21 protein-coding genes are annotated in these 23,586 nt (G+C 64.2%); 13 read left to right on the top strand and 8 right to left on the bottom strand.

Annotated elements, in window-relative coordinates; all coding sequences use genetic code 11:
- Positions 1–23: 23 nt before the first annotated feature.
- Positions 24–1,745 (bottom strand): tannase/feruloyl esterase family alpha/beta hydrolase, encoded by a 1,722-nt coding sequence (locus tag QXZ85_RS22950; protein ID WP_315727903.1) that lies wholly within the window; start codon positions 1,743–1,745, stop codon positions 24–26.
- 242 nt (positions 1,746–1,987) lie between these two features.
- Between QXZ85_RS22950 and QXZ85_RS22945 the strand changes: the two genes are divergently transcribed.
- Positions 1,988–2,371, top strand: coding sequence for a DUF302 domain-containing protein (locus QXZ85_RS22945; protein ID WP_315705605.1), 384 nt, complete (start codon positions 1,988–1,990; stop codon positions 2,369–2,371).
- Between the two features lie 64 nt (positions 2,372–2,435).
- On the opposite strand, the gene QXZ85_RS22940 is transcribed toward QXZ85_RS22945, so the two are convergent.
- The gene (locus QXZ85_RS22940; RefSeq protein WP_315705606.1) at positions 2,436–3,086 is read right to left on the bottom strand and encodes a Crp/Fnr family transcriptional regulator; all 651 of its coding nucleotides are present in this window, start codon (positions 3,084–3,086) and stop codon (positions 2,436–2,438) included.
- Positions 3,087–3,245: 159 nt separating this feature from the next.
- Here QXZ85_RS22940 and QXZ85_RS22935 point away from each other — a divergent pair, with 159 nt between their 5' ends.
- From QXZ85_RS22935 to QXZ85_RS22925, 3 genes are all read left to right on the top strand, one after another.
- Positions 3,246–3,638 carry a hypothetical protein gene (locus QXZ85_RS22935; protein WP_315727906.1) on the top strand — a complete coding sequence of 131 codons (393 nt, stop codon included), beginning with the start codon at positions 3,246–3,248 and terminating at the stop codon, positions 3,636–3,638.
- A 222-nt stretch (positions 3,639–3,860) separates the two neighbouring features.
- Positions 3,861–4,232, top strand: a complete 372-nt coding sequence (locus QXZ85_RS22930; protein ID WP_315705608.1) for a tRNA-binding protein — start codon at positions 3,861–3,863, stop codon at positions 4,230–4,232.
- Between the two features lie 80 nt (positions 4,233–4,312).
- Positions 4,313–6,214 carry an alpha amylase C-terminal domain-containing protein gene (locus QXZ85_RS22925; RefSeq protein WP_316174885.1) on the top strand — a complete coding sequence of 634 codons (1,902 nt, stop codon included), beginning with the start codon at positions 4,313–4,315 and terminating at the stop codon, positions 6,212–6,214.
- Positions 6,215–6,239: 25 nt separating this feature from the next.
- Here QXZ85_RS22925 and QXZ85_RS22920 read toward each other — a convergent pair whose 3' ends face one another.
- Both QXZ85_RS22920 and QXZ85_RS22915 read right to left on the bottom strand, forming a co-directional pair.
- Complete coding sequence (locus QXZ85_RS22920; protein WP_315768006.1) at positions 6,240–7,175, bottom strand: sugar kinase; 936 nt, start codon at positions 7,173–7,175, stop codon at positions 6,240–6,242.
- On the bottom strand, positions 7,159–8,211 hold the full coding sequence (locus QXZ85_RS22915; protein ID WP_315768005.1) for an SPFH domain-containing protein: 1,053 nt from the start codon (positions 8,209–8,211) through the stop codon (positions 7,159–7,161). Before QXZ85_RS22915 ends, QXZ85_RS22920 begins: the two co-directional genes overlap by 17 nt.
- Before the next feature lie 94 nt (positions 8,212–8,305).
- Here QXZ85_RS22915 and QXZ85_RS22910 point away from each other — a divergent pair, with 94 nt between their 5' ends.
- A complete protein-coding gene (locus QXZ85_RS22910; protein ID WP_315768004.1) occupies positions 8,306–9,052 on the top strand; it encodes an NUDIX hydrolase in 747 nt (248 codons plus the stop codon).
- A gap of 111 nt (positions 9,053–9,163) precedes the next feature.
- Here QXZ85_RS22910 and QXZ85_RS22905 read toward each other — a convergent pair whose 3' ends face one another.
- On the bottom strand, positions 9,164–9,727 hold the full coding sequence (locus tag QXZ85_RS22905) for a hypothetical protein (protein ID WP_315729539.1): 564 nt from the start codon (positions 9,725–9,727) through the stop codon (positions 9,164–9,166).
- A gap of 414 nt (positions 9,728–10,141) precedes the next feature.
- Between QXZ85_RS22905 and QXZ85_RS22900 the strand changes: the two genes are divergently transcribed.
- Together QXZ85_RS22900 and QXZ85_RS22895 are read left to right on the top strand one after the other, a co-directional pair.
- On the top strand, positions 10,142–12,241 hold the full coding sequence (locus tag QXZ85_RS22900) for a HAMP domain-containing methyl-accepting chemotaxis protein (RefSeq protein WP_315764995.1): 2,100 nt from the start codon (positions 10,142–10,144) through the stop codon (positions 12,239–12,241).
- Between the two features lie 190 nt (positions 12,242–12,431).
- Positions 12,432–13,661 carry a CaiB/BaiF CoA-transferase family protein gene (locus QXZ85_RS22895; protein WP_315705615.1) on the top strand — a complete coding sequence of 410 codons (1,230 nt, stop codon included), beginning with the start codon at positions 12,432–12,434 and terminating at the stop codon, positions 13,659–13,661.
- On the opposite strand, the gene QXZ85_RS22890 is transcribed toward QXZ85_RS22895, so the two are convergent.
- A complete protein-coding gene (locus QXZ85_RS22890; protein WP_315705616.1) occupies positions 13,654–14,325 on the bottom strand; it encodes a TetR/AcrR family transcriptional regulator in 672 nt (223 codons plus the stop codon). The genes QXZ85_RS22895 and QXZ85_RS22890 overlap by 8 nt on opposite strands.
- A gap of 266 nt (positions 14,326–14,591) precedes the next feature.
- Between QXZ85_RS22890 and QXZ85_RS22885 the strand changes: the two genes are divergently transcribed.
- The 3 genes from QXZ85_RS22885 (at position 14,592) to QXZ85_RS22875 (ending at position 17,410) form a co-directional block, all read left to right on the top strand.
- The gene (locus QXZ85_RS22885; protein WP_315705617.1) at positions 14,592–15,824 is read left to right on the top strand and encodes an acyl-CoA dehydrogenase family protein; all 1,233 of its coding nucleotides are present in this window, start codon (positions 14,592–14,594) and stop codon (positions 15,822–15,824) included.
- 217 nt (positions 15,825–16,041) lie between these two features.
- The gene (locus tag QXZ85_RS22880) at positions 16,042–17,100 is read left to right on the top strand and encodes a phosphotransferase (RefSeq protein WP_315705618.1); all 1,059 of its coding nucleotides are present in this window, start codon (positions 16,042–16,044) and stop codon (positions 17,098–17,100) included.
- A 154-nt stretch (positions 17,101–17,254) separates the two neighbouring features.
- On the top strand, positions 17,255–17,410 hold the full coding sequence (locus QXZ85_RS22875; protein WP_315705619.1) for a hypothetical protein: 156 nt from the start codon (positions 17,255–17,257) through the stop codon (positions 17,408–17,410).
- A 104-nt stretch (positions 17,411–17,514) separates the two neighbouring features.
- Here QXZ85_RS22875 and argE read toward each other — a convergent pair whose 3' ends face one another.
- Positions 17,515–18,711, bottom strand: coding sequence for an acetylornithine deacetylase (argE, locus tag QXZ85_RS22870; protein ID WP_315705620.1), 1,197 nt, complete (start codon positions 18,709–18,711; stop codon positions 17,515–17,517).
- A gap of 698 nt (positions 18,712–19,409) precedes the next feature.
- On the opposite strand from argE, the gene QXZ85_RS22865 reads away from it, so the two are divergent.
- On the top strand, positions 19,410–20,510 hold the full coding sequence (locus QXZ85_RS22865; protein ID WP_315701243.1) for an IS4 family transposase: 1,101 nt from the start codon (positions 19,410–19,412) through the stop codon (positions 20,508–20,510).
- Between the two features lie 500 nt (positions 20,511–21,010).
- Here the strand turns inward: QXZ85_RS22865 and QXZ85_RS22860 are convergent, their stop codons facing one another.
- Positions 21,011–21,796: an SDR family oxidoreductase gene (locus QXZ85_RS22860; RefSeq protein ID WP_315705621.1), complete on the bottom strand. Its 786-nt coding sequence runs from the start codon at positions 21,794–21,796 to the stop codon at positions 21,011–21,013.
- Between the two features lie 149 nt (positions 21,797–21,945).
- Here QXZ85_RS22860 and QXZ85_RS22855 point away from each other — a divergent pair, with 149 nt between their 5' ends.
- Both QXZ85_RS22855 and QXZ85_RS22850 read left to right on the top strand, forming a co-directional pair.
- Positions 21,946–22,653, top strand: coding sequence for a histidine phosphatase family protein (locus QXZ85_RS22855; RefSeq protein WP_315705622.1), 708 nt, complete (start codon positions 21,946–21,948; stop codon positions 22,651–22,653).
- A gap of 125 nt (positions 22,654–22,778) precedes the next feature.
- Positions 22,779–23,546, top strand: a complete 768-nt coding sequence (locus QXZ85_RS22850; protein ID WP_315705623.1) for an SDR family oxidoreductase — start codon at positions 22,779–22,781, stop codon at positions 23,544–23,546.
- Positions 23,547–23,586: the final 40 nt, after the last annotated feature.

Below are 23,586 nucleotides of genomic sequence, written 5' to 3'. Positions count from 1 at the left end.
GTCCCGCCGGGGCAGTTCGGGTCTCACGGTCCGTATTGCGGGGCCGGCGTCTCGTTGAAGTCGTGTCCGTCGGGGACGCAGGTGAAATTCGCCGCGATGCTGGTGCTGCCGCTGCCATTATATTTCGCGACCTTGGGATAGACACAGAGCGGCCGCGTCATCTGTACGCCCGACGACGGCGTGTCGTTGACGAACTTCGTCGCAAGGATCGTCTCCGGCGCATCCGCGTGCTCGACCCAATTGACGAGCGGTGTCAGCGCGTCGAACACGTTCGGTCCCGGGCCTCCCGAGCAGTGATACATGCCGGGGACCATGAACAGCCGCGCATAGCTCTGGGTCTCCTTGAGGGCAGGGTCGTCGTCCCCCAAATGCGCCGGCTGCGCGAAGGCACGGCCATTGCGCACCAGCGCATTGAAATAGTTGATGCTGGCTTGCGATGGCAGCAGTGGGTCGGCCCAGCCGTGATACATCAACAGCTTGCCGCCATGTTCGCGGAACTCGCTTAGATCCGTGCTGGTCGCGTTCAGGACGGGCGCGAGCTGCTCGTCCACTCTTCCGATGTCGTGGTGGAAGTCGAAATTGGCGAAATTGGTCGGGCTGGTCGGAATGCCGAAGCTCGCGCCATAGACCCAATAAAACAGGCCGTCGAAGGCCGGCTCCGGAAGCTGCTCGGCGAACACGAGCCCGAGCGCCAGAACGTTGTCGGTCTCGCTGCCGCGCGCAGGACCGGGATTGATGACCTCTCCGGTCACGGGATCGACGGCGCCGAGATAATAGTTGCGCATCGTCGTCACCTGGTCGGGCGTGAGGCAGGCGGGCGGCGCCTCGCCGCCTTTACATTCCAGCACCTTGGGATCGAAGCGACAGTCCCGCGGATCGGTCAGGAACGCGTCCGTCTTGGCGCCGCCGTCGTGGCCGGCGCATTGCGCGAGCACGGCCTTGTTGATGACAGGCATCTGCGCCGGCAGCATGAAGCGCGTGGCGCTCGCATGCGTGTCCTGCCACACCGACAGCGCCCACATGTGGAGATGCGTCCGGTTGAATGCGGCGGCTCCGGCGACGATGCCATCGTAGTCATGCGGGAAGCGCTGCGCTTCCATCAGCGCATTCTGGCCGCCGGTCGAGCATCCCGCGAAATAGGCCTTGTTCGCAGCCCGCGGATAGAACGCCTTGACGATCTCTTTGCCCCTCACCGTCATCAGGTGGATCGCGCGGTAGCCGAAATCCTTGATCCGTTCCGGATGCCCGAACAGGCCGGTCGACGGGTTGGCCGGATCGCCGAACGCGATGGCGAGGGCGTTGCCCTTGTTGCCGTCGGAGCCGCAGAACAGCGGATTGCAGCCGGAGGAACCGGTGCCGAGATCGGTGTTGGCGACCGCGTAGCCGGTCTGGATGCTGGTGGCGAGCTCGGAATAGGTGATGACGCCCTGATAACCGCCGCCGCCGGTGCCGAGGAAGCGTCCGTTCCAATTGTTCTCCGGCAGCCAGACCTCGATCTTGATGTTGGAATCGGCGGTCGGCGTCAGCGTCGCGGTGACGCGGCAAAACGGCGGCAGTCCGGTGATCGGCGTGGAACCCGGCGGCGTGAACGTGCCGCCGGTGACATCGGTTGCCGAGGTGATCGTGGTGTGCATGAGGTTGAGCGTCTGCAGATTGGTGCAGGGCGAGGCAGCGGCGGGCGTAGCTATGATCGCGACTGAGGCGAATAGGCCCAGCGCCGCAGCGACGAGATCGGGTCGATGCATGGTCGTCCTCCCGGATTTCGTTATGGTTTTAAGGACGCAGGCTAGCTGCGTCGCATAACCGGCTGATGACGATCGGAGGTTGTGCGATGCGGCACGCTGCGCCGGCCACGCTTGCCGTCCCGCAGGGTCGAGGGGTAAACAATCACAACCGGTCAGCTCAGCAGCTGCCCGACAGGTCTTGGGCCTGCTGGTCATGATACGCATGATCGTATCGCGTCGCCGCCCGACCTCAGGAGAGCAGCATGAGCTACTACTTCGCCAAGACGGTCGATCTCCCATTTCAGCAGGCAGTCGATAAAGCGATCGCCGAACTCAAGGCGCGCGGATTTGGCGTGCTGACCCGGATCGATGTGCAAGCCACGCTGAAGGAGAAGATCGGTGCCGACTTGCGACCTTATGTCATTTTGGGCGCCTGCAATCCGAAGATGGCTTATCAGGCGCTGCAGGCCGAAAACAAGATCGGCACCATGCTTCCATGCAATCTCGTCGTGCAGGAGATCGATGGCAAGACCGAGGTCGCCGCCGTGGATCCGGTGGCGTCCATGCAGGCCATCCAGAACAATGCACTGGCAACGATCGCGGGTCATGTCGCCGGCGAGTTGAAGGCTGTGATCGAGGCGATCTAGCTTGCGGCCTGGTCGCTCGTTGCGAGACGGGCGGCCGCGCTGTTCAGCATGCAGCGACGTCGCGTCATCGCACGGTCAGTCGGGAATGCTCGACAATTAGTTCGCCGCGCTTCTCCATCTGCGCGAGCGTGCGATAGAGCGCCTCGTGGGTCAGTCCGAGTTCTGCCGCCCAGTCCTTCTTGGATTGTTTCAGGTCGATCGCACCTCGCTCGCCCTCGGTCTCGATGAAATGGAGGATGCGCTCCCTTGCCGTCTTGAGGCTCAATCGTTCCGAATGAGCGCGCACCCTGCGAAGCTCGCGCGCCAGATGGGCAATCCACCCGTCGCGGAACGCCTCGACGGATAGCGCCTTGCTGAAGGCCCCTCGCGGGATCGCCAGCACGGTCGAGGGCTCCGCGGCAATCGCGCCACAATGGTAGGCCGGCTGATCGATGCTGGCTTCGGCGAGAAAGCCGCGTCGCGTCCGCTGAAGGATGGTCTCTCCGCCGGAGCTTGATCGGCGGACAAGCCGCACATCTCCTGAAAGCACGAAGAACATGGCCTTGGGATGGTCGCCCTGGTTGAATACCGAAGCATGGCGCGGGATATCGAGCAATCGCGTCACCCGCCGGGCAGGTCCGGGCAGCGCAGCCAGCACGGGCGATCCGAGCGTCAGGGACTTCCAATCGAGGACTGGAGCCGCCCGGGTCTCGTTCGGGGTTTTCTCGATGGGCATATGATCGTGATCATATGCGAGGCGTCGTCTCGTTGCTATCCTTCAAGCCGTCCATCGGGAAAATTCGTCATGCGCGCTAGACTCGCTCTCCTGGTTTCGGGGACGCTGGTTCTGTCGGTCGGATATGCCGGCGCCCAGCATCAGATGCATCATGACCATATGGACCACGGCTCGTCCGAAGCCGACACGCGCGAGTTCGTCAGGTTTCCGCCGGAGCTGGTCGACCACACCACCGCGAACATGCGCGATCACCTCCTCGCGCTCCAGCAGATCAACGACGCGCTGGCCCGCAACGAGCCGGAGACGGCGGGAAAGATCGCCGAGGAGAGGCTGGGCATGAGTTCGTTGCGGCTGCATGGAGCCGCTGAGGTTGCGAAGTTTATGCCGCAAGGCATGCAGGATGCCGGAACAGCGATGCATAAGGCGGCCAGTCGCTTTGCCATCGAAGCGCAAAACGCCGCAGTGGCAGGCGACCTGAAGCCCGCCCTCGGAGCGCTCGGCGAGGTCATGGCCGCCTGTGTGAGCTGCCATGCCAGCTATCGCCTGAAATAGCGCAGTCCGCTATCGGCCGGGCGGCGGGCACGCGCTTGCAAGCGTTGGGGGCCGTTCTCGCACATAGATCAGACCGCGCGCCAGCGGATTGCCTCCGTCATACGTCTTGCGCAACCGCGGGCGCCACGATCGCATTGTCACATCCTCGGCCGGCCACTATGAAAGTCATCCGAGCCAAAGCGGCACATGTTCTGCGTCGCGCCCCCCATCGAGAAGTCCGCCATGCACCTCTCCCACGATCCCGCCGCGCCCGCGGCGCCACAGATCTCCTTCGACCAGTTTCTCGCCGTCGATATCCGCGTCGGCACCGTCGTGGCGGCCGAGCCGTTCCCGGAAGCGCGCAAGCCGGCCCTGAAGCTCTCGATCGATTTCGGCCCGGCCATCGGCATCAAGCGCTCGAGTGCGCAGATCACGCAGCATTATGACCCCGCGACGCTGATCGGCCGGCAGGTCGCGGGCGTCGTCAATTTTCCGCCGCGACAGATCGGCAAGTTCATGTCGGAGGTGCTGACCTTGGGCTTTCCGGACGAGCAGGGCCATGTGGTGCTGTTCGCGCCCGATCAGCGCGTCCCCAACGGCGCCCGCCTTTTCTGATCCTTCAACCGTAAGTCACAAAGATCGTGGATACTACTGTCGCTCGTGCTAACCTGCCGCTCTCCAGTGTCGGCTCACGCATGTCTCTAAGACAGTTGCACCTGCTGCAATCCCCGATGGGCGGCACCTTGGTGCCGGGCGGCGCGACGTTCCGCGTGTTCGCGCCGCACGCCAAGGCGGTCTATGTCTCCGGCGACTTCAACGATTGGGCCCAGGACGACAGCTGTCGCCTGGCGCCGATCGGCGCCGGCTTTTGGGCGATCTTCATTCCGGGCTTAAGGGACGGCGATGCCTATATGTACTTCATCGAGGGGACGGGTTCGGCTGGCTACAAGCGCGATCCGCATGCGCGTCTTCTCACCGTCGAGCCGCCGTTTCCGTACTGCCGTTCGGTGCTGCGCAATCCGTACGCTTTTCCCTGGCATGAGGTCGATTTCAAGCCGCCGGCCTTCAACGAACTCGTGATCTATCAGCTCCATGTCGGCACTTTCGACATGAAACCAGGCAATCCCGACGGCTGTTTTCTCGATGTGATCGAGCGGGTGCCGCATCTCGCTTCGCTCGGCGTCAACGCGATCGAGCTGTTGCCGATCCAGGAATTCCCGACCGCATTCAGCATGGGCTACAACGGGACCGACCTGTTCAGCCCGGAAACGGAATATGGCGAGGCCGACCCGGCCCACCTTGCGGGTTACCTCGCGCGCACCAACGACATCCTGGTGAAGGCGGGGCAGGCGCCTTACGAGAGCGCGGACGTGCTCCGCCATTGCGACGACCAGCTCCGCGCGCTGGTCGATGTCTGCCATGTGCACGGCATCGGCGTGCTGTTCGACGTGGTCTACAATCACGCCGGTGGCGGCTTCGACGAGAACAGCATCTGGTTCTTCGACCGCCAGCCTTACGGCAACGCCAACGACAGCCTGTATTTCACCGATCAAGGCTGGGCCGGCGGCCAGGTGTTCGCTTACTGGAATGCCGACATCCGGCAGTTCCTGGTCGACAATGCGCTGTCGCTCTATCGCGAATATCGCATCGACGGCCTGCGCTTCGACGAAGTCAGCGTGATGGACCGCTTTGGCGGCTGGGCCACTTGCCAGCAACTGACGGCGGCGCTGCGCGCCGAGAGGCCGGAGGCCATCCAGGTCGCGGAATACTGGCCGGTCAATCCCTGGGTGGTGAAGGACCATGCCGAGGGCGGCGCCGGCTTCGACGCAACCTGGAGCGATCGCTTGCGCGAGAGCGTGCGCGCGGCTGTTCACGCTGCGGCCGGGGGCGCGACCGCGCCGGTCGCGATGCAGGCGATTGCCGAAGCGATCGCCGACGACAGTCTTGGCAAACGGGCCCGCGCGGTGCATTCGATCGAGAACCACGACATCGTCTATGCCGGCCGTGAGCCGCGGATCGCGCGGCTTGCCGACGCGCTCTCGTCGCGCTCCTGGTATGCGCGCAGCCGCAGCCGCGTCGCCACGGGCCTGCTCCTGACCGCGCCGGGCATCCCGATGCTGTTCATGGGCCAGGAGCTCCTGGAGGAGAAACCGTGGAGCGACACGCCGCATCCCGACACCCAGATCGCCTGGGCGCGGCTCGACGGCGGCGATGAGACGACGCTGGATTTCCTGCGCTTCACCCGCGAACTGATCGGCCTTCGGCACAGCCTGAAGGCGTTGTCAGGCGGGGGCAGCGCGATCGTCCATGTGCATGATGGCAACCGCGTGCTCGCCTTCGAGCGCTGGGCGGAGGGCTCGGATGACGCGCTGATGGTGGTCGTGAGCCTGAACGAGACCGCGTGGACCGATTATGCGATCGGCTTCCCGGCCGGCGGCGCGTGGCACCTGGTGTTCTGCAGCGAGGATTATGAAGAGGGCGCCCATCCCGCGGAGAACCGCGAGGTGATGGCGGAAGGCCCGCCGATGCATGGCCGGCCCTGCTCGGCGCACCTGACGATTCCCGCCAATGGGCTGTTGGTGTTTGCGCGGGGGTGATGGCCGTGGCCGTGGTTTGCAGCCGTCACACGATCAGGCGGCCCTGACGTTCGGCAAGCGTAATCGTGGCCTCGGTGCCGGAATTGAAGTCGAGCCGGTCGGCCTCGATGCCGTCACTGAAGATGACGCCGTTGTCCGGCATCAGCGAGCGCAGCCGCAAGCTCTCATCCGCGCCAAGGTTGCCGCAGACCAGGCGCGTTTGCGAACTCCGGCTCGGGAACGGCTCGCGCACGGCAAACCGCAGCTCGCGCGCGTCCCAAGGCAGGGCGTCATAATGGGCGCTCGCGGACGGAGCGCCAAAACTGCCGGCGATCGCCAGCGAACCGGTGACGATGCTCTTGAACCAGGCGGTCGAGCCGAGGCCGGTGGCGACGATCAGGCCGCTGGAGGATTGACGCTCGCGCTCGCCCCCGGTCGCGATCTCGTAAACGGCAGAGACATGCGAGCGCGCGCCGATGAAAAGGTCGTTGACGGCGTACAGCGTCTGGCCGTCGGAGAGACGCGCCTTCGCCATCGTCACTGCCTTCGCCGCGCGCTTGTCAGCCGCGACCTCCGGCAGCAGGGTAGGGAGGTCGTTCGGCTTGAACGGCAGCAAAATGCCGTCATAGCGGCTGGCGTCAGGGTTCAGTCCGATCAGCGGCTGGCCCTCGAGATATTTCATCGTGTTGGCGACGACGCCGTCCTGGCCCAGCGCCACCACGATGTCATGGGGGCCGAAGAGAAAGTTGGGCAGGAAGCCGCGGTCGATGATCTGGTAGCGGCCCCATTGCTCCAGCGTCTGCACCGCACGGAGCCGTGCGGACCGATAGACCTCGTGCTCGCGTTCGTAGTCGGAGAAATCGGCGCCGAGATGCTCGACATAGAACTTCGCCTGCTCGGCGGTGAGGAACCTCGCGACGAGGTCCTCGAGCCGCGTCTTTCTGACGACCAGCACCACCTTGCGGTCATTGGCGGCGGACACGGGCGGCCTCCCGGTCGATCTGGGCGGGCTTGTCCATCAGCGCGTTCAGAAGCTCCGGCGAGACGTTCAATTGCCCGATCTTTTCGGCCTTTTCGGCAAGGCCAGAGAACGCCTGCGCGATCAGCTGCCCCGGCTGCATGCCGCTCGCAGCGAGCGCCTGGATGACCCGGGTGTCGACGCCCTCGAAGATCTTCATCAAGGCGCCGACCCGGTAGGCCTCGGCATCGGCGAGGGTGCGGGTGTTGGTGGCGTTGAGTTCGACGAAATCCCTGCGCCGGCCTTCCAACGCGATGTCGGCGACCATGCCGGCCTCGCGCAGCTCGTTCTGCTTGGCCGCGACGCTGGCCTCCGCATCCATCTGCGTCTCGCGGATCGCGCGCTTTTTCTGCTCGACTGCAATCTCGGTGTCGAGCTCGCTTTCGCGGATCGCGCGTTCCTGTTCGACGGCAAAATTGCGCCGGGCGAAGATCGCCTCGTCGGCGGTCTTCAGGATCGCCTCGCGCGCTTCGGCCTCCAGCGCCTTGGCGGTTTCGGGCGTCGGCTTCACCGCGCGCACGGAGACGCCGAGGATTTCCAGGCCGAGGGCCTCGACATCGGCGCGGCTCTTGAGGCCGTTTGCGATGGTATCGGCGATGTGGTCGGAGGCGCGCAACGCTTCTTTCAGCGTCATCTCCTTCACCGCCTGTTGCGCCAGCACCTCCACCGCACCGAGGATGCGCTGCGGCAGCTTCTCGGGATCGTCGGATTCATAGGTCTTGCCGTCCGCCCTGAGGGTGAAGTTCAGCATCGCGGCCGCCTTCCTCGGCTCGTTGATGCGGTAGGTGACATGGCCCTGCACGGTCAGGGTCTGAAAGTCGCGCGTGGTTTCCTGGAAGATGAAGGCGGCGTCGCGGCTGCCCACCGGGATCGCGACCAGCGAGGTGACCGGGCCGTAATAGAAGGTGGAGAGGCCGACGCCTTCCTGGGTCACCTGGCCGGCGCGGTATTTGAGCAGGTAAGTCGTGGGCTGGGCCTTGATGAAACGAATGCCGAACATGGCAAGCCTCCTATAAGTGCGTCACACCAACTAAGTAAGTTGGACAGTACAACTAAGCATGCTATTGTCAAGCGGCAAGCGAAGGGAGTCAGACGTGGCCGAGAAGCCGGGACAGAAGGCGCAGCAGGAGAGAGGCCGGACAGCGGCGGGCTTGGACTTCCCGCGGCCCCTGACCACGGTGGACGTCGTGATCTTCACCATCCAGGCGGACGCGCTGCATGTGCTGCTGGTTCAGAGGGGACAGGGCAACAGCGAGCCGTTTCCGGGGGCCTGGGCGCTGCCCGGCGGCTTCGTCGATGTCGCCAAGGACCGCGATCTCGAGGCCTGCGCCGCGCGCAAGCTGAAGGAGAAGACGGGCGTCGCCAGTCCCTATCTCGAACAGCTCGGAAGCTGGGGCAGCGCGGCGCGCGATCCGCGCGGCTGGTCGGCCACACACGCCTATTATGCGCTGATGCCGGCCTCCGTGGCGGAGCGCGCGCTGGCCGCGGATGCGCAATGGTTTCAGATTCTCGGAGAGCGAGTCAAAGTCAAGCTCGCCTTCGATCACGACGAGATTCTGGCGGCCGCCGTGCAGCGGCTGCGCAACAAGGTCGAATACACCTCGCTTCCGGCCTATCTGATGCCGGAGGAGTTCACCTTGCCGGAGCTGCAGCGCACCTACGAGATCGTACTCGGCCGGCCGCTGGAGAAGAGCGCATTCCGCACCCGCATGCTGTCGGCGGATCTGATCGAACCGGTCGCGAAAATGCGCAAAGGACCGAACCGGCCGGCGCAGCTCTACCGGCTCAAGGCGGCGAAGACGCCGGTGTACTTCACGCGGACGTTCAATCCGCCGGCATGATCCTTGCCGGCGGCGTGATGATCGTTCGGCAACAGAGCGTCCGATCCGAGGTCAAACCATCCGGCCGGACGCCTGCGAGGTCATGAGAGGGGAGATCGCTGTCCAGCCGGTTCAGGCCGAATAATCCAGCACCAACGAGGTGCCGCTCGTGCTCGACGAGGTCGAGCCGTTCGCGCCGTAGGATGACGAGGAGGCGTTCTTGTTGGCATCCTGCAGGGCAGCCAGCAGCTTCTTCAACAGATCCGCGATATCCGAATCCGTGCTCGACGATGACGACGAGGTCGTCGAGGCTGTGCTCGAGCTGGTGCTGGCGGAGTTATCACTCGTCTGGGCCGCGGAGGCGCCGCCGGGACCGGCTGAGAACGCGCTGGCGAACACGTTCTTCAGCTCGCTCGCCTGATTGGAGGTAAGCTTGCCGCTCGATACCTCTTTGTCGATCAGGCTGTCGATCTTGGACTGCATGTCCTGCGGCGATGGCGGCGCGCTGGAGCTCGTGCTGGACGACGAACTGCCGGCACCGCTTTTCAGCGCGGAATCGATATCGTCGAGCGCCGAGGACAACGCGGTCTGGTCGGACGAACTGACCTTGCCGGAGGAGACCTCCTTGGCGAGCTCCTGCTTCAAGAGGTCGAGCGGCGAATAGGCGGTGGTAGAGGCTGCAGAGATTGACGTCATGGCTTGCTCCCAGGTCAAACATCAAAACCTGTGAGCAGGTAAAATCGCCCGGAATTAACGGGCTCTTGCGCTGTGTTTCCCGATATGTACTGGCGCCGGTCACACACATAATGAAGCAATAAGTCCGGCGCCTCCGTGGATTTACGTGCCGCTCGACGCGCTGGCACCTTCCCGGCGAGGCGTTTTGCATCCGCCGACCGAATCAGCCGAATCGAACTGATTCGCGATATGCACGCGAACATGCGTGCAAAGCCATGTCGGCTCTCTTGCGAGCCCGGCATATGAGGATGATGATACCTTGTAACTAACAAGCGCCTCCCCTTGCGCGCGGAAACGATGGCGGCAGACAGAAAATTAACACTGATCGCGAACTAATTTCCCGTCGGAAAATCCTGACCGCAAATGGACATAAGCATGAAGCTGCTCGCCGGCCTTTCGATCCGCATCATTCTCGGTTTCATCATCGGGGCACTTGCGTTGCTCTTGGTCGGGTGTCTCGGAGTGAACCTGGTGGAATCCTTCGGCCGCTATCGCGCTGCCCAGCGCGTTGCGCAGCTCGCCGGTGCGGACCAGCAATTGTTCGCAACGTTGATCGGCTTCCGCATCGAACGTGGCACCTTCCTTGCGACGCTGGTCGCCGATGGCGCGGCTGATGCCGCTGCGGATGCGCGGATCGCAGCCAACCGTCAGGTTTCGGAGAGCGCTTATAGGAACGTGCTCGAGGCTCTGTCCGGTCTTGCCGATCCGAGGCTTGCCAACCGGCTCGGCGCGCTGGGCGCGGCGCATGACCGTCTTGCGGCGTTGCGCCCGGATGCCGAGCGAGCCATCCATCTGCCCAAGACGTCGCGCGATATGCAGGCCGCCGACGCCTTCCGCAAGGCTGCGCAGGATTATCTCGACGGCATCCTCGTCTTCGCCGCTGATCTCGAAGAGACGCTGAAGCTGGTCGACCCGGTGGTCGACCAGATGGTCAACATCAAGCAGTCTGCCTGGGCCGCGCGCAATTTCGGCGGCCTGTTTGCGGTAAGGATCGAGAACGCAGCCGCCTCCGGCAAGCCGTGGAGCCCGGCTGAGATCGTGGCGGGCGCCGAGGATGTCGGCCGGCAGGCCCAGGCATGGAGCCAAGTGCTGGTGGCAGCGGCGCGACCGGATGCGCCGCCTGCGCTGCTCGACGTGGTGAACCGCTCCAAGCAGCCGGATGTGCAGGCGATGGCCGCGCAGCAGGCCGCCTACGTTTCTGCGCTCCGTAACAACCAGAGGATCGACGTCACATTCGCCGACCTCTCGAAACTCAATACCGCCATCCTGAACTACAGCGTCGAAGCAGCCAATGCCGCGCTGGCGGAAATGGTCGCTGTCGCCGGGGCGCAGATCAGTGCGGCGCGCCAGGGCCTCGTCGCCGCCAGCGTGACGATGCTGGTCGCGATTTCAGTGGCGGTTACGGGTCTGCTCGTCGTGCAACGACGCATCTCTGCCGCGATCCTGGACCTGACGGCTGCGATGCGACGGCTCGCCGACCGCGACTATGCAGTCGAGTTGGTCGGCCTCGATCGCAGCGACGAGATCGGCGAGATGTCGCGCACCGTCGCCGTGTTCAAGGAGAGCTTGATCGCGGGCGATCGTCTGGCCGGTGAAAAGGAGGCCGATCAGGAACGCAAGGAACGGCGCCAGAGTGCGGTCGAGAAGCTGATCAAGGCGTTCGAATCCACGGTGACGACATCGCTGCGGACGCTCGCCTCGGCTTCGACCGAGTTGAACGCGACCGCGCAATCGATGTCGGCGATCGCGGACCAGGGGCGCTCGAAGGCCTCGTCGGTCGCCAACGTGTCGGAACAGGCGTCCGGCAACGTGCAGATGGTTGCAGCCGCCACGGAGGAGCTCTCGGCCTCGATCAACGAGATCAGCCGCCAGGTTTCCGAATCCACCGCGATCGCCGGTGCTGCCGCGACGCAGGCCGAGAAGACCAATGAGCAGGTTCGTGCGTTGTCGGACGCCGCGCAGCGCATCGGCGATGTCGTGGCTTTGATCAGCGGCATTGCCGAGCAGACCAACCTGCTCGCGTTGAACGCGACGATCGAAGCGGCGCGTGCGGGCGAAGCCGGCAAGGGTTTTGCGGTGGTGGCGGCCGAGGTGAAGACGTTGGCGAACCAGACCGCGAAGGCGACCGAGGAGATCATTGCGCAGGTCACCGATATCCAGGGCGCCACGCGCTCATCGGTCGAAGCGATCCAGGCGATCAGCAGTACGATCCAGCGCGTCAATTATATCGCCTCGGCGATCGCGGCCGCCGTAGAGGAGCAGGGCGCAGCGACACGTGAGATTGCGCGCAATGTATTGCAGGCCTCCGAAGGCACGACCGAGCTTTCGCGTCATGTCGTCGGCGTCTCCGAATCCACTGCCGATACCGGCCGTGCGGCCGGCGAGGTGCTGGACTCGGCAAGCACATTGGCGCTGCTGGCGGCGGATCTGCGCCGCGACGTCGATCAGTTCGTCGGCGAGTTGCGCGTGGCCTGAGCCGGGACGCGCTTCGTCCGCCCTGCGTGCACTCTCGGCGCTTCCAGCTCCGGAGGTCAGTCCCGCACAGCGGGATGGCGGCATGCCGACAGCGCAGTGCTCTTGCGCCAAAAATAGTGTATCGCGAGAGGCTTCGCGGAGAACGCTCGCTGTTCCCGCGACAAGGAATAAGACTCTCGGAGGAATGTTCATGTCGGCGCTGCCGCTCTCTGGCATCAAGATTCTCGATCTCACGCGCGTGCTTGCGGGACCGTTGTCGGCGCAGATGCTGGCCGATCTCGGCGCCGAGGTGATCAAGATCGAGCGGCCGGGCACCGGCGACGACGCCCGCGCCTTCGGCCCGCCTTATCTGCCGGACCCCGAAGGCAATGCGAACAACAACAATTCCTTCTATCTCTGCGCCAACCGCAACAAGAAGTCGGTCACGGTCAACATCGCCTGCAAGGAAGGCCAGGACATCATCCGCGAGCTGGCCAAGGACTGCGACGTCTTCATGGAGAACTACAAGGTCGGGGATCTCAAGCGCTATGGTCTCGACTATGAATCGATCCGCGCGGTCAATCCCGACGTGATCTATTGCTCGGTGACCGGTTTCGGCCAGACCGGCCCTTACGCGCCGCGCGCCGGCTATGACGCGATCTTCCAGGCCATGGGCGGGCTGATGAGCGTCACCGGCCACATGGACGGCGAGCCCGGCGCGGGGCCGATGAAGGTCGGCCCGTCGATCGTCGACTACATGACCGGCATGAACACCTCGATCGGCATTCTCGCCGCGCTCTACCACAGGGACGTCAAGGGCGGCGGCGGCCAGCACATCGACGTCTGCCTGTTCGATACCGTGATCGCCTCGCTGTCGCATTACGCGCAGATCTATCTCGTCAACGGCAAGTCGCCGCCGCGCCGCGGCACCTGGGGCAATGGCGGCATGCCGGCCGGCGTATTCCGCTGTTCGGACGGCGAGTTGATGCTGGTGGTCGGCAATGACGCGCAGTTCGCGCGCACCTGCGCCGTGCTGGGCGCGCCCGAGCTCGCGACCAACCCGAAATTCGTCAAGAACAACGACCGCGTTGTCAACGGCAAGGAGATCATGGCGATCTTCGCCGGGCTGTTCCTGAAGAACACCGTGCAGCACTGGCTGGACGAATTGGAGAAGGCCGGCGTCCCCTGCGGGCCGGTCAACGATTTCGCCCATGTCTTCGCCGATCCGCATGTGCGCTCGCGCGGCATGGAGGTGAAGGTCAACCATCCGTTCGAGCCGCATCTGTCGCTGATCCGCAACGCGCTGACCTTCTCGGAGACTCCGGTCACCGACTATCGCGCGCCGCCGCTGCTCGGCGAGCACACGCAGGAGGTCCTGTCCGGCAAGCTCGGCTATGACGCGGACAGGATCGCCGCGCTGAAGGCGAGCGGCGCTATTTGACGCTGGCGGCGGCGCGGCCCGTGGCACGCATGCCGGGGGCTGCGGCGCTCGTCAGCGCCATCGCGGCGACTTTGACCACGCGCTCGATCACGGCCTCGACATCGTCGACATCGCATTTGCCATCGGACAATTTGGTCAGCCGCTCGCTGTCGCGCACGGTCTGCTGCGCCATGGCGAGCGCGAAGTGCAGCCCCCAATAGAGTTCGACCTCGTCGCAGCCGGGCAGGGCGCGCGCCATCGCCGCGATGAATTTGCGCAAATGGTCGATCTCGCGGTTGCGGATGCGGCGGATCGGCGGCACCGACTCGATATTGACGCGGATCATGAAGCGCGCCGCGGTGGAGCGCTGGTTCTCCGGCCCCAGGCAGCCGCGCAAGGTTGGGCCGACCAGGGCGCGCAGGATGTCGTGGATATCGGCCCGCCCGCCGCCTTCCTGCTCCGCCGCCCGCAATTCGCGCAGCCGCGCACGGTTGAGCGCGATCGAATGCGTCACGAACAATTCCGCGATCAAATCGTCCTTCGAGCCGAAATGATAGTTCACCGCCGCGAGGTTGACGTTCGCCTCCGCCACGATGTCGCGCAAGGTGACGTCGGAGAAACCGCGCTCGGCATAGAGCCGCTCGGCCGCGGCGATGATGGCGGTTCGGGTCTGATCGCTGGCCATGGGTCAGCCCTCACTTTTTTCTCAGTCCGCCGCGCGCATGAGAAGGCGATAACGGCGCGGAGCAGGGGAGTTGCTTTTCAAACACTTGTATGAAACTATCGTTTGAGGAGGCCGTGATGTCAAGGCGAGCGATTTCGCGCGGCGGCATTTCGGCGCTGCGGTGGCTCGCATCGTGATCGGCGCAGGCAAGATAGAGGCTTGCGGGCGCGCGAGGGCGGGCGAACACTGCGGCCAAAGACGACGAGGAAACACCCAAGGAGGGCCCGATGGACTTCACGATGTCAGCGAAGCAGCAGGAATGGCTGGAGCGGGTTCGCAGCTTCATGACCAAGCACGTCCGCCCGGCGGTGCCGATCTACAAGCAGCAGGACGCCCAGGGCGACCGCTGGAAGGTGATCCCGGTCCTGGAGGAGCTGAAGGCGAAGGCCAAGGCCGAGGGCCTCTGGAACATGTTCCTGCCGCCCTCGCCGCATGAGGACGATGAATTCCGCGGCGCCGGCCTCACCAATCTCGAATATGCGCTGCTCTCGGAAGAGATGGGCCACATCTCCTGGGCCTCGGAGGTGTTCAATTGCTCGGCGCCCGACACCGGCAACATGGAAGTGTTGATGCGCTATGGCAACAAGGAGCAGAAGCGGCAATGGCTGCGGCCCCTGATGGACGGTGAGATCCGCTCCGCCTTCCTGATGACGGAGCCGGCGGTGGCCTCGTCGGATGCGACCAATATCGAGACCCGCATCACCCGCGACGGCGATCATTACGTGATCAACGGCCGCAAATGGTGGTCGTCCGGCGTCGGCGATCCCCGCTGCAAGATCGCGATCCTGATGGGCAAGACCGATCCCTCCGCCGCCAAGCACCAGCAGCAGTCGCAGATCCTGGTGCCGCTGGATACGCCCGGCATCAAGGTGGAGAAGATGCTGCCGGTGTTCGGCTTCGACGATGCGCCGCACGGCCACGCCCAGGTGCTGCTGGAGAATGTCCGCGTGCCCGCCAGCAACCTCCTGCTCGGCGAGGGCCGCGGCTTCGAGATCGCGCAGGGCCGGCTCGGTCCCGGCCGCATCCATCACTGCATGCGCACCATCGGCAAGGCCGAGGAGGCGCTGGAGAAGATGGTCAAGCGGCTGATGTCGCGCACCGCCTTCGGCAAGAAGATCATCGAGCATTCGGTGTGGGAGCAGCGCATCGGCGAGGCCCGCACCAATATCGAGATGACCCGGCTCCTGTGCCTCAAGGCCGCCGACATGATGGACAAGGTCGGCAACAAGACCGCGCAGGGCGAGATCGCGATGATCAAGGTGGCGGCGCCGACCATGGCGCTCAAGATCATCGATGACGCGATCCAGGCCTTCGGCGGCGCCGGCGTGTCGGACGAGGCGGGCCTCGCCAAGGACTACGCCAACATCCGCACGCTGCGGCTGGCCGACGGTCCGGACGAGGTGCACAACCGCGCCATTGCCAGGCTCGAAGTCAAGAAGTATGCAAACACGAACCACTGAGTGACGAAGATGTAGGGGGGGGCAAAGCGACCCGTCCGCCGTAGCCCGAAGGGCGTAGGCGGAAGCGTGCCCACCTGCTTCGTGACAAGGACGCAAGCCGTGGTGGGCGCGGCGCTTCGCGCGATGCATGAACGCGCCTTTGCCCACCTTACGCTTGCTGCCTCGGAACGACGATCGACGAAGAGACACAGAACTAAGTGAGACAGGGAGCCCCGTCTTGGCTGACGCCGTGAGGAAGGACGAAGATTTTTCCGGCACCAAGCCGGTCGAGGAGCGGCATCGCTTCGACGAGGCGAAACTCGCCGCCTGGATGGCGGAGCATGTCGCGGGCTTTGCCGGCCCTCTGACCGTGCTGCAGTTCAAGGGCGGCCAGTCGAACCCGACCTATCGCCTCAACACCCCGGCGCGCTCCTACGTGATGCGCCGCAAGCCGTTCGGCAAATTGCTGCCGTCGGCGCATGCGGTCGATCGCGAGTTTCGCGTCATTTCCGCACTCGGCAAGCAGGGATTTCCGGTGGCGCACGCCTATGCGCTCTGCCAGGACGATTCCGTCATCGGCGCCGCCTTCTACATCATGTCGATGGAGGAGGGCCGGGTGTTCTGGGATCCGACGCTGCCGCATGTCGATCCGTCCGAGCGGCCCGCGATCTTCGAGAGCAAGATCAAGACGCTCGCCAAACTGCATATGTACGACCCGAGCGCGATCGGCCTGTCCGAGTTCGGCAAGCCCGGCAACTACTTCGCGCGCCAGGTCGACCGCTGGACCAAGCAGTATCGGGCCTCCGAGACCCAGCACATTCCGGAGATGGAGAAGCTGATCGAGTGGCTGCCGCGCACCGTGCCCGCGCAGGAGCGCGTCTCGATCGTGCATGGCGACTACCGGCTCGACAACATGATCTTCCATGCCACCGAGCCGCGCGTCATCGCGGTGCTCGACTGGGAACTGTCGACGCTCGGCGATCCCATGGCCGACTTCACCTATCTGTTGATGCAATGGATCATGCCCGGTCTGGCCGGCGTCGATCATCGCGCGCTCAATATTCCGACCATGGAAGAAGCGGCGCAGATCTATTGCAGCGCCACCGGCATGAAGCTGCCCGATCTGAACTGGTACTTCGCCTACAATCTGTTCCGCCTGGCCGGCATCCTGCAGGGCATTATCGGCCGCATCCGCGACGGCACCGCCGCCAACGACAAGGCGATCGAATCCGTCAAGCGCATGGTGCCGATGACCAAGACCGCGTGGGAGTACGCCGAGAGGGCGGGCGCGAAGTAGGCAGCGGACCAGTCACGGTCACGAGGATTTTCTTAACTCGTGCCCGCTATGGTCATGTCAATCGCGGACGGCCTGCAAGGGCGACTCGCGAGCGTAATGCGTAAGGAAGCCCGCCGTCTCAACCCGGCGGGCTTTTCCGTGGGAAAGGTCGCCAATGTCAATCTCCTCAGCCAAGAACTACGCGCTGCGCGCCGAACGGTCGCAGGATCCCAAGGAGGCCGCAGACCTGCTGGCAAAAGCAGTGCTGGAACTGGCGGCCTCGATCGAGGCGACCGACGCCAAGGTGAAGAAGATGAACAAGTCAGGCTGATGGTTTTGCCGTCCGCCCGTCGGGACGGATGACGGGCTTCAGTTCGTAGCCCGCGTGCGCGATCCGCGAGGTCATTCCCCGAATGTCCTTGTCGCTCATCCGGGCTACTGCCGCAAAACATCCAGTCCATCAGCCTTCGAACACTGCGCGATCAATCTCTCGATCAAGCCCGCGCAACGTTCCAGCTCCGCCATCTCGACGTATTCATCGGCCTTGTGCGCCTGCGCGATCGCGCCGGGGCCGATCACCACGCTCGGGATGTCGGCCATCGCCACGAACAATCCGGCCTCGGTGCCGAACGACACCTTGATGTGGCTGTTGCGCCCGGCGAGAGTTTTGGCAAACGTCACCAGCGGATGATCGGCCGCCATGTCGAGCGCCGGATATTCGAGAATATCTTCGAATTCGACGCCGCTGTCGGCATGGCCGCGCCGCATCGCCGGCTCGATCTCGCGTTTGGCCCACGCGACGATCTCGCCGGTCTGTTGCCTGGCCTCGTGCACGCCGAGCCCGCGCGCCTCGAATTGCAGCTCGCATGTATCGGGCACGATGTTGAGCGCGGTGCCGCCCTGGATGACACTGCTGAGCAGGGTGGTGTGGGCGACCTCATAGAGCTCGTCACGTGCGCCATGTGCGGCGATCTCTCGCGCGCGGCGGCGCACCTCGGTGATCAGGTCGGCGGCATGTTCGACCGCGTTGACCCCGTGCGGCGCCAGCGCGGAATGACACGCCTGGCCGCGGAAGATCGCACGCAGCGCATGCTTGCCCTTGTGTCCGATCGCGACCTGCATCAGCGTCGGCTCGCCGACGAAGCAGGCGAGCGGCTTGACCGAGAGCTTGTTGATCTCATCGAGCAGCGGGCGCACGCCGACGCAGCCGACCTCCTCGTCATAGGACAGCGCCAGATGAATCGGCGAGGCCAGCTTCGCGCGCGCCATCTCCGGTACCATGGCGAGGCACACCGCGACGAAGCCCTTCATGTCGGCGCTGCCGCGGCCGTAGAGCCGGCCGTCGCGCTCGACGAGCGTGAACGGATCGGCGCTCCAGTCCTGCCCAGTGACCGGCACCACATCGGTATGGGCCGACAGCACGATGCCGGGCCTGTCGGCCGGCCCGATCGTCACCCACAGCGCCGCCTTACGGCCGGTCTCATCGACGATGCGCTGCGCGGTGAGGCCGAAGCCGGCGAGATAATCTTGGACGTAATCGACCAGCGCCAGATTGGACTTGTCGCTCACCGTGTCGAAGCCGACGAGATCGGCGAGGAGTGTCTTGATATGGTCGGTACGTTCACTTGGCATGATCGTCGGGAATCTCGGCCTGTATGCCCTTCGCCCAATGAGGACTGGAAGCAGGAATAGCGAAGCGCCATTATCGCTGATCGACGATGTGAATGAAAGATACGCGGCCCAACGGCCGGGTTAGGCAAATCACCTCCCGGGGGAAAGTGGCGCCGATGTGCTCGTGTGCCCGACGGGGCAGCACAAACAGCGTGCGCCGAGAAGCCAAATTCGCGTCCCCGATCAAGGCGATCACCCCTGTCCAGTCCCGGCGCGAAAAATATTTCTATTTCTCTTTTTCAGAAATTATGATTTCCTTACGCCATCCCGCCTCGATGAGAGGGGCGCTTCGCGATCGTCACGAGCGTTGGGTGCGGGATGCGGTGGGCGCATCGACGTTGCAGCGTGATCTCACGCGGACGAACAGCGTTGATGCGCGCGGTCAAGTCGTGTGGTCCAGGCATCCCGGTGCTGATGCCTGCGCAACGCGACGCGTAAGCGTCGTCGCATGGGGGCAAGAAAGCCGGTCCCCAGGGAGAGCACGAAGCAGCCGTTCCAACCATCGCGCAGGGAAGGCCGGGCGATTTCGGCTGCACCTGTGGTTCTGCCGCGTGCGTTTTTGCTGCACGCGGACCATGGGCGCCAGCCGGCGCCCGGTCTTCCCCATAGGCGTTAAGTTTATGCTTGAGTGTTGGAATCCGCCGTGATTCGAACAGGGGATGGCAGACGAATCGCTCCTGAACGAGGACTGGACGAGAGTGGTTGCGCAGCTGGGCGGGGCTGCGCAGCTCGAGAAAACTGCGCGCCAGACGAAGGCCTTCGCGCGTCGGCGGCAGATTCCAGATGCGGTGACGTTACTTCGGCTGATGCTGGCCTATTGTTTGGGTGAAAGAGGGCTGAGATCGACAGCCGCATGGGCGGCTTCTGTTGGCCTTGCCGACCTCACCAGCGTGGCGTTGTTCTATCGGCTGCGTCAATGTGGTGATTGGTTTGCGGTGCTGGTGGAGGGCTTGCTCGCTGCGGCAGCTCCGAAGGCGAGCCAAGGCCGCCTGATCCGCATCATCGATGCGACGACAGTGCCTCAGGCGGGACCGGCTGCGCGCAAGAACAGTGAGCTTTGGCGCGTTCATAGCGCATTTGATCTGCCCTATGAGCGCTTTGGTCACTTCGAGCTGACAGATCAGCAAGAGGGCGAAACGTTTGACCGGATACCAGTGGTCAAGAACGAGATCCGCATTGCTGACCGCGCTTATCTGCAACCTGACCGCATTGCGGCCGTCCGCGAAGCCGGGGCCGACGTTTTGATCCGAGCGGGCTGGAAGAACGCACGTTGGCTTGACGCCAAAGGCCTTCCGTTCGATCTGATGGCCCAATTGCGTGCCGCGAAGGCGCGCGGACTGGTCGATCGGGAGATTTGGATCAAGCGCAAGGGCGGCGCGCCTCTGGCTATGCGTCTGGTCGCAATCAAGAAGCCCACCGGTGCGGCTGCTGCTTCTCGGCGTAAAGCCCGGCAAGACGCAAAAGATGAAAACCGCATCATCTCCAAAGAAACTTTGGAGGCTGCGGATTGGGTCATTCTGATCACGTCGCTCGCGCGGGACGAGTTCTCCACCAAAGATGTGCTTGCGCTCTATCGATTGCGATGGCGGATCGAGCTTGGGTTCAAGCGACTGAAGAGTCTGATTGGCCTCAAGACGCCGCCAGGAACCGATCCGCGCTCTGCCAAGCCCTACCTGCTGGCCCACCTCCTGATCATCCTGTTGCTCGAGCCGCTTGCCAGCGACTTCGAGGACTCTCCCCACTGGACGCAGGCCGCTTAACGACGCCTGGCGCTTGGCGGGTCCTGCAGCAGCTCGTTGCATCCTTGCTGCAAGCAATCATTCCACAACCAACCATCCGTTGCTTGCGCCGCAGAAAACGCGCGTTGGGGCGCCACCTTCGCGAGCCTCCTCGAAAACGCAAGTATCAATCGATGCTCGCGCTACCTTAACGCCTATGCGGTCTTCCCTGCGCCCTCGATATCGAAGAGGGTTTCAGATTCAGCATCACCCGGGCGCAATCGTACCGCGGGAACGCGAAGGTGTGTGTTCCAGGATCGTCATTGCGAGGAGCGAAGCGACGAAGCAATCCAGACTGCCGATGCGGGGATGGTCTGGATTGCTTCGCTATCGCTCGCAATGACGTCGCGGCGGCGAGTAAAAGGCTGTCGTCTCGCGGCTACGTTGCTCGCGAGACTTCGCGGTATGGCGACGAGCGCACGGCGCTCGCGCCGAGGTCCCCCCTTTGTGGGCCGACTGGAGAAGGGGGAGCTGCTGCGGTGTTAAATCGGCTTGCCCGCATAGGGCATCGAGGCGGTCAGCCCGCCATCGACCGGGAACGCCTGGCCGTTGACATAGGAGGCCTCGTCGCTGGCGAGGAACAGGCCCATCGCGGCGATCTCGTGCGGCTGGCCGGCGCGCTTGAGCGGATTGAGCTGGCCGATCTTGCCTTCGGTGCCGCGCTCCTTGGCGCCGTCGAAGATCGGCTTGGTCATGCCGGTTTCGATCAGGCCGGGGCACACCGCGTTGATGCGCACGCCGGTGCCGGACAGCGAATAGGCGGTGGTCTGCACCAGGCTGATCACGCCGGCCTTGCTCGCCGCATAAGGATGGCCCGAGGCGCCCGACTTCAAGCCGGCGACCGATGCCGTGCAGACGATCGCGCCGCGCTGCTGCCGCACCATGTGCGGCATCGCATATTTGATCGCCAGGAACGGCCCGATCAGATTGATGCGCAGGATCTCCTGCCAATGCTCGACGGTCTGCTCGGCGATCGGCTTCAGCCCGCCGGAAATGCCGGCATTGGCCCAGATCACGTCCAGCCGGCCATAAGTGGCGACGGCGCGGTCGACGAAGCCGATCACGTCCGCCTCGGAGCCGGCATCCGCAAGCACGGCCTCGGCGACGCCGCCTTGTTGTTTCACCAGTTCGACCGTCTCCTTGACGCCGTCAGTGCGGTCGACCGCGATCAGTTTGGCGCCTTCGCGGGTGAACAGCAGCGAGGCGGCGCGGCCGATGCCGCTTCCCGCGCCGGTGATAATGACCGATTTGCCTTGAAGGCGGCCCATGCTTTCCTCCTGCTCGCTGTTGTCCCGGCGGGTTGCCCGCACGATGGAATTCAAACGCCGTTTCAAACGTGCCCCATCGCGCGAAGTCACTTGAGACGGCCGTGCGTCTCACGTACAGCCACAATGCTGGACAGGGAAGAGTGATCGTGATGTCGGACAATCAGGATAAGCCGGCCGTCGTCACCACGCGCTGGTGGTGGGTGCGCCACGCTCCGGTCCGCAACGACGGCGGCAACATCTACGGCCAGACCGACATTGCCTGCGACACCAGCGACCGTATCGTGTTCGAGGCGGTGGCGAAGATCCTGCCGCGCAACGCGGTCTGGTATGCGAGCAATCTGAGGCGGACGCATCAGACCGCGGAGGCGATCTGGGCCACCGGCTTTCCGCAACCTGAGACGATGATCAAGGAAGCGGCCTTCGCCGAGCAGCATCTCGGGCAATGGCAGGGCATGAACCGCGCGGCGTTCCTGGCGAGCCGGCCGCCCGGCAGCAACTGGTTTGCCGCGATAGATCAACCCGCGCCCGGCGGCGAGAGCTTCATGGATCTCTACAGCCGCGTCACGGGAGCGGTCGTGCGGATCGGCGCCGAGCAGGCGGGCCGCGACATCATCGCGGTTGGCCATGGCGGCACCATCAAGGCCGCGGTCGGCTTTGCGCTCGGCGGTTTGGTCGAAAAGGCGCTGGCCTTCGATATCGATAATTGCTCGGTGACGCGGCTCGACCATGTCGCGACCGGAGACCTGAGCACCTGGCGTTTGCCGATGGTGAACCAGCAGCCCTGGATGGCCGCTTCAGCGCAGGCCGCGATGCATCAGCCGGCGGGGCCGGAGGTGACGACCAGCAAGCTGGCTTGATGAGAGCCGTCATTCGGGGCGGCCCCGCAGGGCTAAACGCGGAGTGGCGTCACACGTTCGAGGCTGCGGGTTCGTCGCTGGTGCGCCGCCCCGGACCGACATTCATAAACGAGGAGGAAACACACATGACCCTGTTCGACATGACCGGCAAGGTCGCCGTCATCACCGGCTCCACCCGCGGCATCGGGCTTGCCATCGCCGAGCGCATGGCCGAGCACGGCGCCAAGGTGGTGGTCTCATCGCGCAAAGCCGATGTTTGCGATCAGGTCGCCAAAGAGATCAACGCCAAGTACGGCGCGGGCAGGGCGCTCGCCGTTCCCGCCAACATCTCCAGCAAGGAGAACCTGCAGCACCTTGTCGACGAGGCCAACCGCGCCTTCGGCAAGATCGACGTGCTGGTCTGCAACGCCGCCTCGAATCCATATTACGGTCCCTTGGCCGGCATCTCCGACGATCAGTTCAGGAAGATCCTCGACAACAACATCGTCGCCAACAACTGGCTGATCAGCATGGTCGTGCCGCAGATGATCGAGCGCAAGGACGGCTCCGTGATCATCGTGTCCTCGATCGGCGGCCTGAAAGGCTCGACCATCCTCGGCGCCTACGCGATCTCGAAGGCCGCGGACATGCAGCTCGCGCGCAATCTCGCCTGCGAGTACGGGCCGCACAATGTGCGCGTGAACTGCATCGCGCCTGGCCTGATCAAGACCGACTTCGCGAAGGCGCTGTGGGACAACCCGGACAATCTGAAGGCCGCGACGTCGCGCTCGCCGCTGCTTCGGATCGGCATCCCCGACGAGATCGCGGGCGCCGCGGTGTTCCTCGGCTCGGCAGCCGGCAACTTCATGACCGGCCAGACCATGGTGATCGACGGCGGCGCGACGATCAGTTGAGGGTAGGGATCATCTTAGTACTCCGTCATGGCCGGGCTTG

The sequence above is a fragment of the Bradyrhizobium sp. SZCCHNGR1005 genome, from assembly GCF_032489995.1.
In the GTDB taxonomy this organism is placed as follows: domain Bacteria; phylum Pseudomonadota; class Alphaproteobacteria; order Rhizobiales; family Xanthobacteraceae; genus Bradyrhizobium.
Note: the sequence above shows the minus strand (reverse complement) of the source record. Positions and strands in the feature narration are given on the sequence as shown.